Annotated in this window: 16 protein-coding genes and 1 other annotated feature; of the genes, 11 read left to right on the top strand and 5 right to left on the bottom strand. The window is 37.1% G+C overall.

Annotated features, from left to right (window positions below; all coding sequences use genetic code 11):
- Positions 1-17 precede the first annotated feature (17 nt).
- On the top strand, positions 18-896 hold the full coding sequence (gene sdaAA / locus AAIE21_RS03380; RefSeq protein WP_343265463.1) for an L-serine ammonia-lyase, iron-sulfur-dependent, subunit alpha: 879 nt from the start codon (positions 18-20) through the stop codon (positions 894-896).
- A 53-nt stretch (positions 897-949) separates the two neighbouring features.
- Here sdaAA and proI read toward each other — a convergent pair whose 3' ends face one another.
- Positions 950-1,789, bottom strand: coding sequence for a pyrroline-5-carboxylate reductase ProI (gene proI, locus AAIE21_RS03375; protein WP_343265462.1), 840 nt, complete (start codon positions 1,787-1,789; stop codon positions 950-952).
- Positions 1,790-1,955: 166 nt separating this feature from the next.
- Here proI and AAIE21_RS03370 point away from each other — a divergent pair, with 166 nt between their 5' ends.
- Positions 1,956-2,909 carry an MBL fold metallo-hydrolase gene (locus AAIE21_RS03370; protein WP_343265461.1) on the top strand — a complete coding sequence of 318 codons (954 nt, stop codon included), beginning with the start codon at positions 1,956-1,958 and terminating at the stop codon, positions 2,907-2,909.
- A 9-nt stretch (positions 2,910-2,918) separates the two neighbouring features.
- A complete protein-coding gene (locus AAIE21_RS03365) occupies positions 2,919-3,713 on the top strand; it encodes an SDR family NAD(P)-dependent oxidoreductase (protein ID WP_343265460.1) in 795 nt (264 codons plus the stop codon).
- A gap of 29 nt (positions 3,714-3,742) precedes the next feature.
- Here the strand turns inward: AAIE21_RS03365 and AAIE21_RS03360 are convergent, their stop codons facing one another.
- Complete coding sequence (locus AAIE21_RS03360; RefSeq protein ID WP_343265459.1) at positions 3,743-3,928, bottom strand: YqzH family protein; 186 nt, start codon at positions 3,926-3,928, stop codon at positions 3,743-3,745.
- Between the two features lie 225 nt (positions 3,929-4,153).
- On the opposite strand from AAIE21_RS03360, the gene argC reads away from it, so the two are divergent.
- The 6 genes from argC to AAIE21_RS03330 all read left to right on the top strand — a co-directional run bounded on the left by argC (position 4,154) and on the right by AAIE21_RS03330 (position 9,632).
- A complete protein-coding gene (argC, locus tag AAIE21_RS03355) occupies positions 4,154-5,191 on the top strand; it encodes an N-acetyl-gamma-glutamyl-phosphate reductase (protein WP_343265458.1) in 1,038 nt (345 codons plus the stop codon).
- Between the two features lie 12 nt (positions 5,192-5,203).
- The gene (gene argJ, locus AAIE21_RS03350; RefSeq protein ID WP_343265457.1) at positions 5,204-6,427 is read left to right on the top strand and encodes a bifunctional glutamate N-acetyltransferase/amino-acid acetyltransferase ArgJ; all 1,224 of its coding nucleotides are present in this window, start codon (positions 5,204-5,206) and stop codon (positions 6,425-6,427) included.
- 11 nt (positions 6,428-6,438) lie between these two features.
- Entirely contained in the window at positions 6,439-7,206 is a 768-nt protein-coding gene (argB, locus tag AAIE21_RS03345) for an acetylglutamate kinase (protein ID WP_343265456.1), read from the top strand.
- On the top strand, positions 7,203-8,363 hold the full coding sequence (locus AAIE21_RS03340) for an acetylornithine transaminase (RefSeq protein ID WP_343265455.1): 1,161 nt from the start codon (positions 7,203-7,205) through the stop codon (positions 8,361-8,363). Before argB ends, AAIE21_RS03340 begins: the two co-directional genes overlap by 4 nt.
- 12 nt (positions 8,364-8,375) lie before the next feature.
- A complete protein-coding gene (gene argF / locus AAIE21_RS03335; protein WP_343265454.1) occupies positions 8,376-9,329 on the top strand; it encodes an ornithine carbamoyltransferase in 954 nt (317 codons plus the stop codon).
- Positions 9,330-9,458: 129 nt separating this feature from the next.
- Positions 9,459-9,632 (top strand): hypothetical protein, encoded by a 174-nt coding sequence (locus AAIE21_RS03330; RefSeq protein ID WP_343265453.1) that lies wholly within the window; start codon positions 9,459-9,461, stop codon positions 9,630-9,632.
- A gap of 23 nt (positions 9,633-9,655) precedes the next feature.
- On the opposite strand, the gene AAIE21_RS03325 is transcribed toward AAIE21_RS03330, so the two are convergent.
- Both AAIE21_RS03325 and AAIE21_RS03320 read right to left on the bottom strand, forming a co-directional pair.
- Entirely contained in the window at positions 9,656-10,102 is a 447-nt protein-coding gene (locus AAIE21_RS03325) for a MarR family winged helix-turn-helix transcriptional regulator (RefSeq protein ID WP_343265452.1), read from the bottom strand.
- Between the two features lie 71 nt (positions 10,103-10,173).
- Positions 10,174-10,944: a GDSL-type esterase/lipase family protein gene (locus AAIE21_RS03320; protein ID WP_343265451.1), complete on the bottom strand. Its 771-nt coding sequence runs from the start codon at positions 10,942-10,944 to the stop codon at positions 10,174-10,176.
- A gap of 281 nt (positions 10,945-11,225) precedes the next feature.
- Between AAIE21_RS03320 and cpdB the strand changes: the two genes are divergently transcribed.
- Entirely contained in the window at positions 11,226-13,589 is a 2,364-nt protein-coding gene (gene cpdB / locus AAIE21_RS03315; RefSeq protein WP_343265450.1) for a bifunctional 2',3'-cyclic-nucleotide 2'-phosphodiesterase/3'-nucleotidase, read from the top strand.
- A gap of 62 nt (positions 13,590-13,651) precedes the next feature.
- Here the strand turns inward: cpdB and nhaC are convergent, their stop codons facing one another.
- Positions 13,652-15,025, bottom strand: coding sequence for a Na+/H+ antiporter NhaC (gene nhaC, locus AAIE21_RS03310; RefSeq protein WP_343265449.1), 1,374 nt, complete (start codon positions 15,023-15,025; stop codon positions 13,652-13,654).
- 256 nt (positions 15,026-15,281) lie between these two features.
- Positions 15,282-15,502 (bottom strand) — a binding site (T-box leader).
- A gap of 145 nt (positions 15,503-15,647) precedes the next feature.
- Between nhaC and AAIE21_RS03305 the strand changes: the two genes are divergently transcribed.
- The gene (locus tag AAIE21_RS03305; RefSeq protein WP_343265448.1) at positions 15,648-16,004 is read left to right on the top strand and encodes a hypothetical protein; all 357 of its coding nucleotides are present in this window, start codon (positions 15,648-15,650) and stop codon (positions 16,002-16,004) included.
- Positions 16,005-16,045: the final 41 nt, after the last annotated feature.

The raw sequence follows: 16,045 nt of genomic DNA, 5'->3' as shown, positions 1-16,045 counted from the left end.
TGCAGGGGGGACACACCATGTTTCGGAACGCAGCGGAGCTTGTGGCGCAAGCTAAAGAACAAAATGTAAAAATTGCAGAAATTATGATTCAATGTGAAATGGAGACAAGAAGTATCTCTCGCGAAGAAGTACTTGCTGGAATGGAAAAGAACTTAGTCGTGATGGAACAAGCGGTAGAACGAGGTATTAAAGGCGTGAAATCACCGACTGGTTTAACTGGCGGGGATGCGGTGAAAGTACAAGAGTATATGAAGAGCGGAAAAGGCTTATCTGGACATACGATTTTGGATGCCGTGAGCAAAGCTGTTGCAACAAATGAAGTAAATGCAGCGATGGGGATCATTTGTGCAACACCAACAGCTGGATCAGCTGGCACTGTACCAGGCGTACTGTTTGCACTTAAAGAAAAATTACAGCCAACACGTGAAGAAATGATTGAGTTTTTATTCACAGCTGGAGCATTTGGCATGGTTGTTGCGAACAATGCTTGTATTTCGGGTGCAGCTGGAGGTTGTCAAGCTGAGGTTGGTTCAGCAAGTGGAATGGCAGCTGCGGCAGCTGTTGAAATGGCTGGTGGAACACAAGAACAAGCAGCTACAGCGATGGCGATTGCTTTAAAAAATATGTTAGGATTAGTATGTGATCCTGTTGCTGGACTTGTAGAAGTCCCTTGTGTAAAACGTAATGCAGCAGGTGCTTCAAATGCAATGATTGCAGCGGATTTATCACTAGCTGGTGTAACAAGTACAATTCCATGTGATGAAGTAATTGAAGCAATGTTTAGAATCGGACAAACGATGCCAGTTGCTCTTCGTGAAACTGCTGAAGGTGGACTTGCAGCAACACCAACAGGTCGTCGTCTTCAAGAAGAGATTTTCGGAAAGAATAGCAAATAAGGGAATACAATTGTAATAAAAGGAGCTCAGATTTATTTTCTGAGCTCTTTTTATTATTTTTCTTTTGTTACTTGTTCTAATGTTTTTCCGAGTTCATGAGATCGTTGCGTGGCTTGTGTAATACATGCGACGAGTGCTTGTTGAAAATGAAAGCTTTGTAGAACCTCGATTCCAGCTTCTGTCGTTCCACCAGGAGAGGTAATTTCTTTTCGTAAGATAGAAGGATGCTTTGTATTAGCTTTAAGCATTTCAGCTGCACCGATCATGGTTTGTAAAATAAGTGATTTAGCGACAGACTCTTCTAAGCCGATTTGTTTTGCAGCTTCTTCCATTGCTTCTACTACGTAATATACGTAGGCAGGACCGCTTCCTGATAATGCAGTAACAGCATGCATATGTTCTTCTGCCACTACTGAAACAAGGCCGATTGTTTCAAATAAAGATTTAGCAATATGAATATGCTGCTCTGTTGCATGCAAGGATGGAGAGATAGCTGTAGCTGATTTTAAAATAGCTGCTGAAGTATTTGGCATTGCCCGGATAATTGGAACATTTTTTTGAAGCAGACCTGTAATAGAACTTGTAGAAACACCTGCTAATAATGAAATAACGAGTTGATTATTCGTTATATATTCTTTGAGAGGTATAATGGCTTCTGCTATATCCTTTGGCTTTATTGCTAGAAAGATAATATCTGCATGAGCCAGCAGTTCTTGCTTGTTGTGGGTTCCTTTAACACCATACTTTTTATGTAATTCCTGTAATCTTGTTTCGTTGGAGCGGTTACTTACTGTAATTTGTTCACCCTTTACGACATTCGCATCTAATAAACCGGCGATAATGGCTTCAGCTATAGATCCAGCACCGAGAAAGGAAATATTTTGAATAGACATGATGTGCCTCCTTTATTTTTTGTAAGAAAAACTTATAAATTTACATACATTCGTTTTATTATAGAAAACACCTTCTTTTTGTCTGAAAATAATGACAAATTTTTATAGAAGTTGTAAACTGAAGAGGGATTCATTTTTGAACCGGAGAGAGACGGGGGGCATAAACATGGTGACAATTCATCGAATGGAGATTCCTGTTCCATTTGCAGTTGAGACAGTTAATGTGTTTTTAGTGGAGGGAGAATCATTAACATTAATTGATACAGGGACAAATACAAAAGAGGCAAAGTCCGCATTAGAAAGACAATTAAGGACTTTAGGATATAAGATAGAAGATATTGAAACAGTAGTGATTACACATCATCATGCTGATCATTGTGGGCTTTTAAATGCATTTTCTGAGGGAACGAATATTGTGGGACATCCATGGAATGAACCATGGATTACGCAGAACTCCCAATTTTTGCAACGTTATCAGCAATTCTTTAAAGAGGCCTCATTACAGTTCGGAGTGCCAGAGGCCTTTTTGAAAGATGAAGCATCGCTTACGATGAAAACACTTAAATATTCTTGTAATAGATCGTTAACACATACTGTACGTGAGGGAGACAGTATTAAATCATTACCAGAGTTTACAGTTATTGAAACACCTGGTCATGCTTCGACTCATATTTCGTTATATAGGGAACGAGATGGGCTGTTAATCGGCGGGGATGCTTTAATTAGCCATATTTCTTCGAACCCGATATTAGAACCGCCATATGAAGGACAGACAGAACGGGAACGGCCGTTACTACAATATAATCAAACATTAAAACGTTTAAGTAACATGAAGATTTCATGCATTTTATCAGGTCATGGGGAAGATATTGTGAATGTGAACGAGTTGATAGAAGGAAGGTTGCAAAAGCAAGAAACACGTGCGTTTAAAGTATTAGAATTATTAAAAGAAAAACCGATGACAGCCTTTGAAGTATGTGTGAAATTATTTCCTGTATTATATAAAGAGCAATTGCCACTTACGATCTCAGAAACAGTTGGACAATTAGACTTTTTGGCATATAATCAACAAGTGATGATTGATGAATCGTCGCCACAATTGATTTATTATGCAAAGTAGGTGACAACAATGACAAGACGTTTACAAGAAAAAGTAATCGTCATTACAGGTGCTTCTAGTGGAATTGGGGAACAAGTTGCGATGCAAGTTGCAGCGGAGGGCGCAATTCCTATATTGATAGCACGGACAGAAGAAAAACTACGAGTATTAGCAGAAAAGATTAAAACAAATTACAATACACCTTGCTATTATTATGTATTAGATGTAAGTGATGAGGCAGAGGTCGATACTGTTTTTGCAAGAGTGTTAAAAGATGCAGGACAAATTGATATATTGGTAAATAATGCAGGTTTTGGTATTTTCAAAACGTTTGAAGAAGCGTCCATGGCTGAAGTGAAAGATATGTTTCAGGTCAATGTATTTGGATTAGTAGCTTGTACGAAAGCAGTATTACCTCATATGTTAGAGAAAAATAATGGACAAATCATTAATGTTGCTTCGTTAGCAGGGAAAATTGCAACGCCAAAGTCTAGTGCGTATGCAGCAAGCAAACATGCAGTATTAGGATTTACGAATAGCTTACGCATGGAGCTCTCAAATGCAAATATTCACGTGACAGCAATTAATCCAGGGCCAATTGACACAAACTTTTTCGATATTGCCGATGAATCAGGTACATATGTGAAAAATATGGGACGTTACATGTTAAAGCCGACATATGTAGCAGAGCAAATTGTAAAAGCGATGCAAACGAAAAAGCGTGAAGTGAACTTACCAAAATGGATGAGTGTTGGACCAAAATTTTTTGCGTTATTTCCAAATGTTTTCGAACGTGTAGCAGGTAAATCATTAAGTAAAAAATAGGAGATTTCCAAATGGAAATCTCCTATTTTTTATTTTCCCGTAATATATTCATAAACAATATCCTCAATTGCTTCGTATACATCGATATCAGGTTCCGAACCAATCATTGTTTGGATACTTTGAATTAATGCTTCCTCATCCTCTTTTGAAACAGGTTTACATTGATATTGCCGAAAACTTTTTATCAACATCTTCTCGATTAATTTTTCATTCATGTTTTTCCCCGCTTGCATGTATAAATGTATTGTTTTTATTGTACTTGAAGTATATAAAAAATACTACCATACATTAATTGTGTATAAAAATCCATATGCACTTATTGTTTTTCTAGAAAAACTACGGATTTAAAACTTTTAAAATTAATAAATATTTAATTGACTCTATAAATATACAATATTATAATCATACTTAATTTAAAGAATCGATATAAGGAGGAACATATGAAAGTCGCGATTATTGGAGCAACTGGATATGGAGGAATTGAGTTAATAAGGTTGTTACATCATCATCCATATTTTTCGATAGCATCCCTTCATTCTTTTTCACAAGTAGGGGAACAGATAACGAATGCATATCCGCATTTGCGAAATTTTATTTTCAATACGTTACAAGAAATTGAAGTAGATGTGATAGCGAAGGAGGCTAGTATTGTATTTTTAGCGACACCAGCAGGGGTTTCGTCGGAGTTGACGCCACGTTTACTAAAGGCTGGTTTAAAAGTTATTGATTTATCAGGTGATTTTCGTATGTTGGATCCTCATGTATATGAAATGTGGTATAAAAAGCCCGCTGCAAAGGAAGAAATTCTTCAAAAGGCTGTGTATGGATTAAGTGAATGGAAAAAGTTAGCGATTCAAGAAACCGAATTGGTTGCAAACCCAGGATGCTTTGCAACAGCAGTTCTATTAGCTGCAGCTCCGTTAATGCAGGGCGGGATGATAGAAGAAGACTCACTTATTGTCGATGCGAAATCAGGGGTGTCAGGAGCGGGAAAGACACCGACAACAATGACTCATTTTCCAGAGCTGTATGATAATTTTCATATTTATAAGGTGAATGAGCACCAGCATATTCCAGAGATTGAACAAATGCTTATCGAGTGGAATAAACAGGCGAAACCAATTACATTTAGCACACATTTAATTCCGATATCAAGAGGGATTATGGTTACTCTCTATGCAAAAGCAAAACGAGATATCCATGCACAGATATTAGAGAAGTTATACGAAGAAACGTATTGTCATGCTCCTTTTGTTCGTATCCGTTCAAAAGGAGAGTTTCCAAGTCCAAAAGAAGTAAGAGGTTCAAATTATTGTGACATTGGAGCGGCTTATGATGAACGAACAGGACGTATTACAGTTGTTTCCGTTATCGACAATATGATGAAAGGAGCAGCTGGGCAAGCAATTCAAAATGCAAACTTATTAGCAGGTCTGGAGGAAACAGCGGGATTACAATATATGCCGCTCTATCCATAAGGGGGAAGAATGATGATTGGAACAGATTCTATTATAAAAGTTGCAAGTGGATCAATTGTAACGCCAAAAGGTTTTGCAGCGATTGGTGTTCAGGTTGGATTGAAAAAAGGGAAAAAAGATATAGGAGCAATTGTTTGTGATGTTCCTGCTAATTGCGGAGCTGTTTATACAACAAATCAATTTCAAGCTGCACCTTTGCAAGTTACAAAAGAAAGTATAGCTACGGAAGGGAAATTGCAAGCAATTGTTGTAAATAGTGGAAATGCAAATGCATGTACAGGAATGCAGGGGTTACAAGATGCGTATGAAATGAAAACGCTGGCTGCGAAACAATTTAAGGTAAAAGAAAATCATGTGGCAGTAGCTTCAACAGGTGTCATTGGAGTGCCTTTGTCGATGGAAGCAATTCGTAATGGTATCTCCTATCTCGTACCATCGAAAGAAAAAGAGAAGGCCGCTTCCTTTTATGAAGCGATATTAACAACGGATCTTGTTACAAAGCAATCGTGTTATCAGTTTATGATTGATGGAAAAGAAGTGAGGATTGCAGGAGCGGCCAAAGGATCTGGTATGATTCATCCGAATATGGCAACAATGCTTAGCTTTATTACAACCGACGTAAATATAGAGCAAGATGCACTTCAGCTAGCATTATCACAAGTTACGAATCATACATTTAATCAAATTACAGTGGATGGAGATACATCTACAAATGATATGGTCGTTGTAATGGCAAGTGGGTTATCAGGAACAACGGCTATTCATCCTAATCATGCGGAGTGGGAAAAGTTTATGGTTGCTTTGCAAAAGGTGTGTGAGGACTTAGCGAAGCAAATCGCTAAAGATGGTGAAGGTGCTACTAAGTTAGTTGAAGTGAATGTATACGGGGCACGAACAGTAGAAGAAGGGAATAAGGTTGCAAAACAAATCGTTGGATCAAGTCTTGTGAAAACAGCAATGTATGGTGAAGATGCAAATTGGGGCCGCATTATTAGTGCGATTGGGCAAAGTGGAGTTGCTATTGAATCCACTACTGTTGATATTGCTGTTCAGTCTATTTCTGTTTTACAAAGCAGCGAGCCACAAATATTCCCTCAAAAGGAAATGAAACAAAAATTAAAGCAACCTGAAATTGTTATTGATGTTCATTTGCACCTTGGAGAGGAGAAAGGGAGAGCTTGGGGCTGCGATTTAAGTTATGAATATGTGAAAATAAATGCTTGTTATCGCACATAAGGAGAGAAAAAATGAGCGAGTATATCGTAGTAAAATGCGGTGGTAGTATGTTAGAGCGTTTAGACCATGTGTTTTTTGAATGTATAGAGCAACTGAAGAAAGAATATCAAGTTATTGTAGTTCATGGTGGCGGGCCAGACATTGATGAAAAGCTAAAGCAAGCTAATATTCCAATTGAAAAAAAGAATGGGCTACGTGTGACAACAAAAGAAGTAATGAATATTGTTCAAATGGTTTTATGCGGAAGTACGAATAAAAAAATAGTGATGAATTTTCAAAAGCATGGTTTGCAAGCAATTGGAGTCTCTGGTTGTGACGGGAAATTACTTCAAGTTCAGCCACTTGATGAGGGAGTTGGATATGTTGGTGAAGTTAGCAGTGTAGAGACTTCTCTATTAAAAGGGTTACTAGATTTAAATTATATTCCGGTTATTGCTCCGATTGGAATAAGAGGAGATCAAGTTTATAACATAAATGCAGATATTGCTGCAGCAGGAATTGCATATGCACTTGGAGCGAAAGAACTGCTCTTTATTACGGATGTAGATGGTGTATTGTGTGAAGGAGAATTATTAAAGAAAACGGATGAAACAGAGCTTTTACAACTCATAGAAAAAGGAGTTATTACAGGGGGAATGATTCCAAAAGTACAGGCTGCTCTTACCTCAATACAGATGGGAGTCAAGCATGTCAGCATTGTAAATGGTACAAAAATTTTTATCGGAACATCGGGAGAATGGATTGGAACGACAGTAACAAAAGGGGTGAGTATCAGATGAGTAGCCATATATTTCCGACATATGGGAGACGTAGTATTGAAATTGTTCAAGGAATTGGTGCGAAAGTTAAAGATGAAAATGGAAAACAGTATTTAGATTTTACTTCTGGAATCGCTGTATGTAATTTAGGGCATTGTCATCCTGTACTTGTAGAAGCAATGACAAAGCAATTACAGGAAATTTGGCATATATCTAATCTTTTTCCACACAAGGTACAAGAAAAGGTAGCTGCACTGCTAACAGAAGGGCGTGATTTAGATTATGTGTTCTTTTGTAATAGCGGAGCGGAAGCGAATGAAGCAGCACTTAAACTAGCACGCAAGCATACAGGGAAATCTTTTGTTTTAACATTCCAGCAATCATTTCATGGTAGAACTTTTGGAACAATGAGTGCAACTGGACAAGAGAAAGTCAAAACGGGGTTTGGGCCACTTCTTCCGTCCTTTTTACATATTCCCTTTAATGATATAGAAGCACTCAAGGAGGCAATGAATGAAGAAGTAGCGGCAGTTATGGTGGAAGTTGTTCAAGGAGAGGGTGGCGTCTTACCTGCTGATATTTCTTTTTTACAAGAGATAGAACAGTTATGCAGACAATATGGAGCCCTTTATATAATCGACGAGGTACAAACCGGAATGGGAAGAACAGGAACATTGTTTGCTTATGAACAGACGGGAACATCTCCAGATATTGTTACAGCGGCAAAAGCGCTTGGAAATGGTATTCCGGTTGGAGCAATGCTTGGAAAGAAAAAGCTTACGTCTGCTTTTTCAGCAGGGACTCATGGTTCTACATTTGGCGGAAATTACATTGCAATGACAGCAGCAAAAGAAGTGCTGCAAATTATGAAGCAACCATCTTTTTTACAAGAAGTTAAGGTGAAGGGAGAATATTTATTACAAAAGCTAAAAAAAGAATTACATAATATGGAATGGATTACTGATATTCGCGGAAAAGGACTTATGATTGGAGTCGTCTGTAAGTATGACGTCGCATCAATGATAGAACAGTTAGAACAAGAGGGGCTTCTTGTATTACAAGCTGGAACAAATGTTTTCCGACTTTTACCACCGCTCATTGTAACGAATGAAGAAATAGATGAAGCAGTAAATATAATGAAAAAAGTCATTTTTTCGCAAAAATCATCAATATTATAAGGGGGATTTTTTATGTCAACTATACAGGTACCGAAATTACAAACGAAAGATCTTTTAACATTAGAAGAACTAACGCAAGAGGAAATAATTGCGCTAATTGAATTTGCTATTTATTTAAAAAAGAATAAACATGAACCTTTATTGGACGGGAAAATATTAGGACTCATTTTTGATAAACATTCAACTCGTACGCGTGTTTCTTTCGAAGCGGGGATGGTACAACTCGGTGGGCATGGAATGTTTCTAAGTGGAAAAGAAATGCAGCTTGGCAGAGGAGAAAGTGTTTCAGACACGGCAAAAGTATTATCCCATTATATTGATGGGATCATGATTCGTACATTTTCACACGCGGATGTAGAGGAGCTTGCGAAAGAAGCAAGTATTCCTGTTATCAATGGATTGACAGATGATCATCATCCGTGTCAGGCATTAGCAGATTTGATGACAATTTATGAAGAAGTTCATACATTTAAAGGGATTAAACTAGCTTATGTAGGCGATGGAAATAACGTATGCCACTCTTTACTTTTGGCAAGTGCAAAAGTCGGTATGCATATGACGGTAGCCACTCCCCTAGGATATGAACCAAATGAACAAATTGTAAAGCGTGCACTAGAAATTGCGAATGAGACGGGAGCGAATATTGAAATTTTGAATAACCCGAAGTTGGCAGCGAAAGATGCTGATTTTATCTATACTGATGTTTGGATGAGTATGGGGCAAGAAGATACGGAAGGGAAATATAATTTATTCGAGCCGTTTCAAGTGAACGAAAAACTTGTTCAGCATGCGAAAGTGACGTATCGTTTCTTACATTGTTTACCTGCTCATCGTGAAGAAGAAGTAACAGGAACAATTATAGATGGACCTTCTTCTGTTGTCTTTGAGCAAGCAGGGAACCGATTGCACGCTCAAAAAGCATTATTGGTAAGTTTATTTCAAAATGTGAAAAAACTTTCTAAATAGAGAAGTTTTCCATATATAACTTATGAAAAAGACACATGTTACATGTATATAAATTGCTTGTACAAGTATAAAGAATGGCACATTCATTTTCTACCTTGAATATGTTTAAGGAAAAGGGGGAGAAGATAAATGTATTATTACTATGTACCTCAAGTATATCCATATATGAATTATTATCCCGTTCCTTATACACGGCAACAGCTTGGAGTATATCAACAGGCGCAGCCTTCTCAGGAAAGAAGACCATACTTAATGACATGGCCATATTCAAATTCATATTATGGAAATTATTATGAATCATAAAGCTGCTTCTTTTGGAAGCAGCTTTACACGTTTGTTTTCAAAATTAAATTTTGAATGGTTTGCAGCGAGTGAATGAGTTGTTCACGATCGCTTTCAGATAATGTTTGAAAGTTTTCTTTTAATTTGTCTAAAATAAATTGTTGATACTGACTTACTAATGATTTCCCTTCAGCCGTAAGAGAAATTAAAATGACCCGTCGATCTTTTTCGCTATAATGACGCTCTATGAGTTCTTCCTGAATCAATTTATTTAATAGAGGTGTCATGTTTGGCCTTGAAATCGCCAACCGATTTCCGATTTCCGACACTGCTAATGTGCCACGTTCATGCAATAGCAGCAACACCTGTGTATGTGACGGTGGCATGTGCCTTTGTGAAGAAAATTCTCCAGGAAGCATGAATTTGCGATAAAAAAGAGGCACTAACGAAAGAAGATGATCAACAATACGTTCCCACTCGCGTGATTCCATATAAAGGCCCCCTTCCATTATCATTGTAACAAAAAAGGTATCCTATAAGAATAGAATTGTTCAGCTTAGCTTCAATATTTATAGGATAATACTTGCTTTGTAAATGTATTAGCAATAATCTCATAGCCTTTATCATTTGGATGTACTCGGTCGTATAGTAAATCTTTTTTATCATTTGGTATTAATTTCCGAATTGGTAAAACAATGGACGGTTGATTCGCTTTCGAAATTGAATAAACTGCATCATTCCATCCATCTAAAAACATATCTGCATAAGAAGCAATTGAATCATCGAGTTGTAAAGGGTTATAGAGTTCAGATAGAATGAGTAAAGCATTCGGGTTGAGGTTCCGAACTGTCTTTACAATGTTTTTTACGTCTGTTTCAAAATGAGTCTTTTCTTTATTTAACATTTTAATACCATCTATAACACCTACATCGCGATTTAAACGAAATAAATTATTTCCTCCAATATTAATGGTAATTATATTCGCTTCTTTAATTTTTTGTTGTACTTCTTCTGCTTGAATTTTTTGAACGAGGCGATCCGTTGTAAGTCCGTTCACTCCAAGATTTTCCACCCTGATTGGTTTATGAATTTGTTCTTCTATTTGTTTAGAAGCTAATTCCGTAAAACCTCCTCGTGTCGAGCCATATCCCTTTGCAAGCGAATCCCCTAACACAAGATGATAAAAAGAGTCATTCGTTTGTTTATCAATCCAATGAGGAGTAGATGATGCTGATTTTTCTTTTGGTTCTTTTGTCTCATCGTTCTTTTCGAAATGCGAATAAGAAATGATTAGAAGGAGGAGACAAAGTATAGTTAAGATGACTTTTTTCATAAACTCATCCTCCTTGTAATTGGTTATTGTATCATATTTAGCTATATAAGCAATGGAAGGTTATACTATATCTTTATGAAAATTTTACAGTAACTTTACAGAAAATTTGTAGAAGTATGTCAAAAATTATTGACGATATGAAAGTATGTTGGATATGATAATGTCAGATAAGTGAAGATACGTCACTCTAATATGAAGAAAGAAGAGAGTGCTTTATTAGAGTTTGATGAAAAACTCATTTTATTTGTTTTTAAGGGACAATTTTATAAGGGGGATTTTTTGTGAAGAAGTCAAAGAAAGTGTTAGCGGGGGCAACTCTTGCATTAGGCGTTATGGCTCCGCAAGTATTGCCAACAGTTGCTCATGCAGAGGGACAAGCAGAGGAGAGCACGGTTAAATTACGAATCTTAGAAACTTCTGATATTCATGTTAACTTAATGAACTACGACTATTATCAAACAAAAACGGATAATAAAGTAGGCCTTGTTCAAACTGCGACTCTTGTTAACAAAGCTCGTGAGGAAGCAAAGAATTCTGTGCTATTTGATGATGGGGATGCGATTCAAGGAACGCCACTTGGGGATTATGTGGCGCAAAAAGGTTTGGATGGAGACTATGTCCACCCTTTATATCGTTTAATGAATTTAATGAAGTATGACGTCATTTCTCTTGGAAACCACGAATTTAACTATGGCTTGGACTACTTAAATAAGGCAATTAGTAAAACACAGTTCCCAGTTATTAATTCAAATGTATACAAAGAAGACGGAGATAATAATGAAGAAAACGATGAAAATTACTTTAAACCGTACCATATTTTTGAAAAAGAGGTAGAAGATGAGTCTGGTCAAAAGCAAAAAGTGAAAATTGGTGTAATGGGCTTTGTACCACCGCAAGTAATGGGATGGGATAAAGCGAATTTAGAGGGGAAAGTAAAAGCGAAAGACATTGTGGAAACTGCAAATAAAATGGTTCCAAAAATGAAAGCCGAGGGTGCAGATATCATTGTTGCATTAGCGCACTCTGGCGTCGATAAAAGTGGTTACAATGCTGGTATGGAAAATGCATCGTATTATTTAGCAACAGAAGTTCCTGGCGTTGATGCAGTGTTAATGGGACACTCGCATACAGTAATAACGGACAATTTTAACGGTGTTCCAGTTGTGATGCCAGGTGTTTTTGGAAGTAATTTAGGTATCATTGATATGGAGCTGAAAAAGGTAAACGACAAGTGGGAAGTACAAAAAGATAAATCGGTTCCAAGTGTTCGTCCAATTTCTGATAGCAAAGGAAATGCGTTAGTAGAATCTGATAAGAGATTAGTTGACGAAATAAAAGACGATCATGAAGCAACGATAAAATACGTAAATACACCTGTAGGGGAAACAACAGCACCAATTAATAGTTATTTTTCACTTGTACAAGATGATCCATCTGTGCAGCTTGTTACCAATGCGCAAAAATGGTATGTAGAAAAGCTATTTGCTGAAAATGGACAGTACAGCAAATACAAGGAAATACCAGTATTATCTGCAGGCGCACCGTTTAAAGCGGGTGGACGAAATGGTGCAACCTACTATACAGATATTCCAGCTGGAACTTTAGCGATTAAAAACGTTGCTGACTTATATGTGTATCCAAATACACTGTATGCTGTAAAAGTAAATGGCGCACAAGTAAAAGAATGGCTTGAAATGTCTGCAGGTCAATTCAATCAAATTGATCCAGCTAAAGCAGAAGAACAGTCCTTAGTAAATATAAACTATCCTACATATAACTTTGATATTTTAGATGGCGTAAAATACGAAATTGATGTTACACAACCAGCAAAATATGATAAGGATGGAAAAGTAGTAAATCCAAATGCGAATCGTATTATGAACGTAACATATGATGGGAAACCGATAGCTGATAGTCAAGAATTTATTGTTGCTACAAATAACTATCGTGGTAGTAGCCAAACATTCCCTGGTGTAAGTAAAGGTGAAGTTGTGTATCAATCTCAAGATGAAACGCGTCAAATCATTGCGAAATATATGAAAGAAACGCCTGTTATTAATCCGGCAGCAGATCAAAACTGGGCGTTTAAACCAATCGCTGCTGAAAAATTAAATACTACATTTGACTCTTCACCAAATGCACAGAAGTATATTACGAAAGATGGAAAAATCTCATATGTTGGTCCGTCTGAAAATGAGTTTGCGAAATATGCAATTGATTTAACGAAAAAGAGCGATGAGGACAAACCAACACCACCACCAACGACAGGTGAAGGAAACGATGGAGATAAGCCGACACCACCAACGACAGGTGAAGGAAACGATGGAGATAAGCCGACACCGCCAACGACAGGTGAAGGAAACGATGGAGATAAGCCGACACCACCAACGACAGGTGAAGGAAATGGTGGGGATAAGCCAACACCACCGCCAACGACAGGTGAAGGAAATGGTGGAGACAACCCGACAACTACCGAAGTTAATAATGATATCAGTACAAAAGAACCTACAAACGTAAGTGAAAGCAAAGTAGAACGCGATCTTCCAAAAACGGGAGCAAACGCCTTTTCTACAATTGGAGCGGGACTTGCGTTTATCGGAGCAGGCGTGTTTATGCTCTTTAGAAGAAAGAAAGCAAATAGATAATAATCTTTGTAAATAGCGGGATAAAGTAAAGAGGATTGCCGATGTGGCAATCCTCTTTTTAGTTAAGAAACTGTAACAGTTTCTTCTTTCTTCCATGAAAGTCCAAATCCTGTAAATCCAACGATAACTGTAACGATCGGGCAAGCTAAGCAGAAGATTGCGTATGGAACGTACTCAATTGTTGGAACGCTTAGTACGTTTGCTAAGAAGACTCCACTTACGCCCCATGGTACAAGCGGATTAATAACTGTACCAGCATCTTCTAGTACACGTGATAAATTACGACGTTTTAAACCAACTTCATCGTATTTGTTGGCGAATGCTTGTCCTGTTAATACGATCGATAAGTACTGCTCACCAAGCAAGAAATTAACGCCAATTGCTGTTGACGCAGTAGAAACAATTAAACGTGCACTTGTTTTAACAAAGTTAGAAATGATGTTCATAAGCTGCACGATAATGCCCATTCCTTGTAGTAACCCACCCATACAAAGAGCAAGGAAAATAAGTGCAATTGACATCATCATACTTTGTAGGCCACCACGTGATAATAAGCTATCAATATCTTTTATACCTGTCTTAGATACATAACCATCTTGCATAATTTTCATTAAATCAGCAAGTGAAGTACTTGGCTTGAAAATAAAGAGGATGATAATGCCAGCTACAATGCCAGCAAGTAAAGTTGGGACAGCAGGTACCTTTTTAAAAGCAAATAAGAACAGTAATAAAATCGGAATCAGGGTGACAATCGAGATTGTTGCATTCTTTTCTAATGTACTTGTAAAAGTAGTGAAATCAACATCTCCTGTAGATCCGCTTCCTAAAATGAAAAACGCAATAAAGGCAATAATGAAAGCGGGAATCGTTGTCCAAAGCATGTTACGAATATGTTCAAATAAATCCACCCCTGTTACAGCAGGTGCTAAGTTTGTTGTATCAGATAAAGGCGACATTTTATCACCGAAGAAAGCTCCGGAAATAATTGCTCCAGCAATTAGCGCTGGATCGTATCCAAGAGCAGTGCCCATTCCCATAAAGGCAAGACCTACTGTTGCTGCTGTTGTAAAGGCACTACCAATACTTGTTCCAACAATTGCACAAACAACAAAGACTGTCGGAATGAAAATTTTTGGTGATACAAGTTCGAAGCCGTATACCATTAAAGTTGGAATTGTCCCAGCTGCAATCCAAACGCTAATTAATACACCAACAAGTAAGAAGATGAAAATAGATGGGATACCAGCTGAAATACTACTTATCATTCCTTGTTCCATATTAGACCAAGAGATTTTTTTAATAAATCCAAATGCTAACAATACAATAATACCAAATAAAATTGGAATGTGTGGTGATGTTCCTAATTGAATAACACTGAAGCCAATGCAGAAAAAGATTAAAAATGTTAAAAGAATAGATTCGATTTTTGAAACCATTGTTTGCCCCTCCTAATAATCTAAAATAGTTCTTTTTTATATAAAATTCGCCAAAATTGTATATTTCCTTCTAAAATTTAGAATTTTGTGACAAATTACCGGTAATTGTTTAGCATCATAAAAAAACGTCCCTGCATATTTATATGCAGGGACGAAAAAATCGCGGTACCACCCTAGCTTGTGAAATGAACATAGCACAAAATAAAGGGTTGTATCATATGTACCAACAGAAAATAAAAAACGCCCCTGCAATACATGCAGGGACGAAAAAATCGCGGTACCACCCTAAATTGTGAAACAGTTTCATTTCACCACTCTGTAGAAATAACGGTCCATAACCGTCTTTTACTACTCCGAATGTTTCGTAAAAGAAGCTCCAGGGGGTAATTCATAAATCGCTCTGTACTGGTTCGCACCGACCACCAGCTCTCTGAAATCAAAAAACGAAATACTACTAAATCCTATCATCGCCGATTCATATGATGTTAGTTAAATTTTTATCATATATCTATCTCATATGTCAATACATATGTTCATAATTTTTTCTCGAAAAAATAATAACAGAATATTTTTTTAATCCTTTATTTGTGCGTTATAATGAAAATAGAAAGGAGGGGAGTGAATGAAGAAAAAATTATTTCTTTTGACAACCTTACTCGTTCTTGGCGGAAGTGCTGGAATTTATACAGTATTTGCGGCATCACCAGATCAACCTAAATTAAAGGTTGAGCAAAAAGTAGAAACGAAGGAATTGGAGAAAGTCAAAGAGGAAAAGAATAGAGAGAGCACAGCTGCTAAATTAGGGGTTTCTCTTGAAGGAAAAACAGAAAAAGAGATTCGCAAAGATTTAGATAAGGCCAGATTTGAGAAGCGTCATGAATTGTTAGTAGAGCATGCAAAACAACTTGGAATTGATACTGAAGGGAAAAAAGATGAAGAGATTATTTTAGAAATAGGAAAGATTCAACATGGAAAATAAGCGACTTATCATATGATAAGTCGTTCTTTTTTAAGAACGTT

The sequence above is a fragment of the Paenibacillus sp. 102 genome (genome assembly GCF_039549175.1).
Taxonomy (GTDB): Bacteria; Bacillota; Bacilli; order Bacillales; family Bacillaceae_G; genus Bacillus_A.
This window is presented reverse-complemented; position numbering and strand designations above follow the sequence as displayed.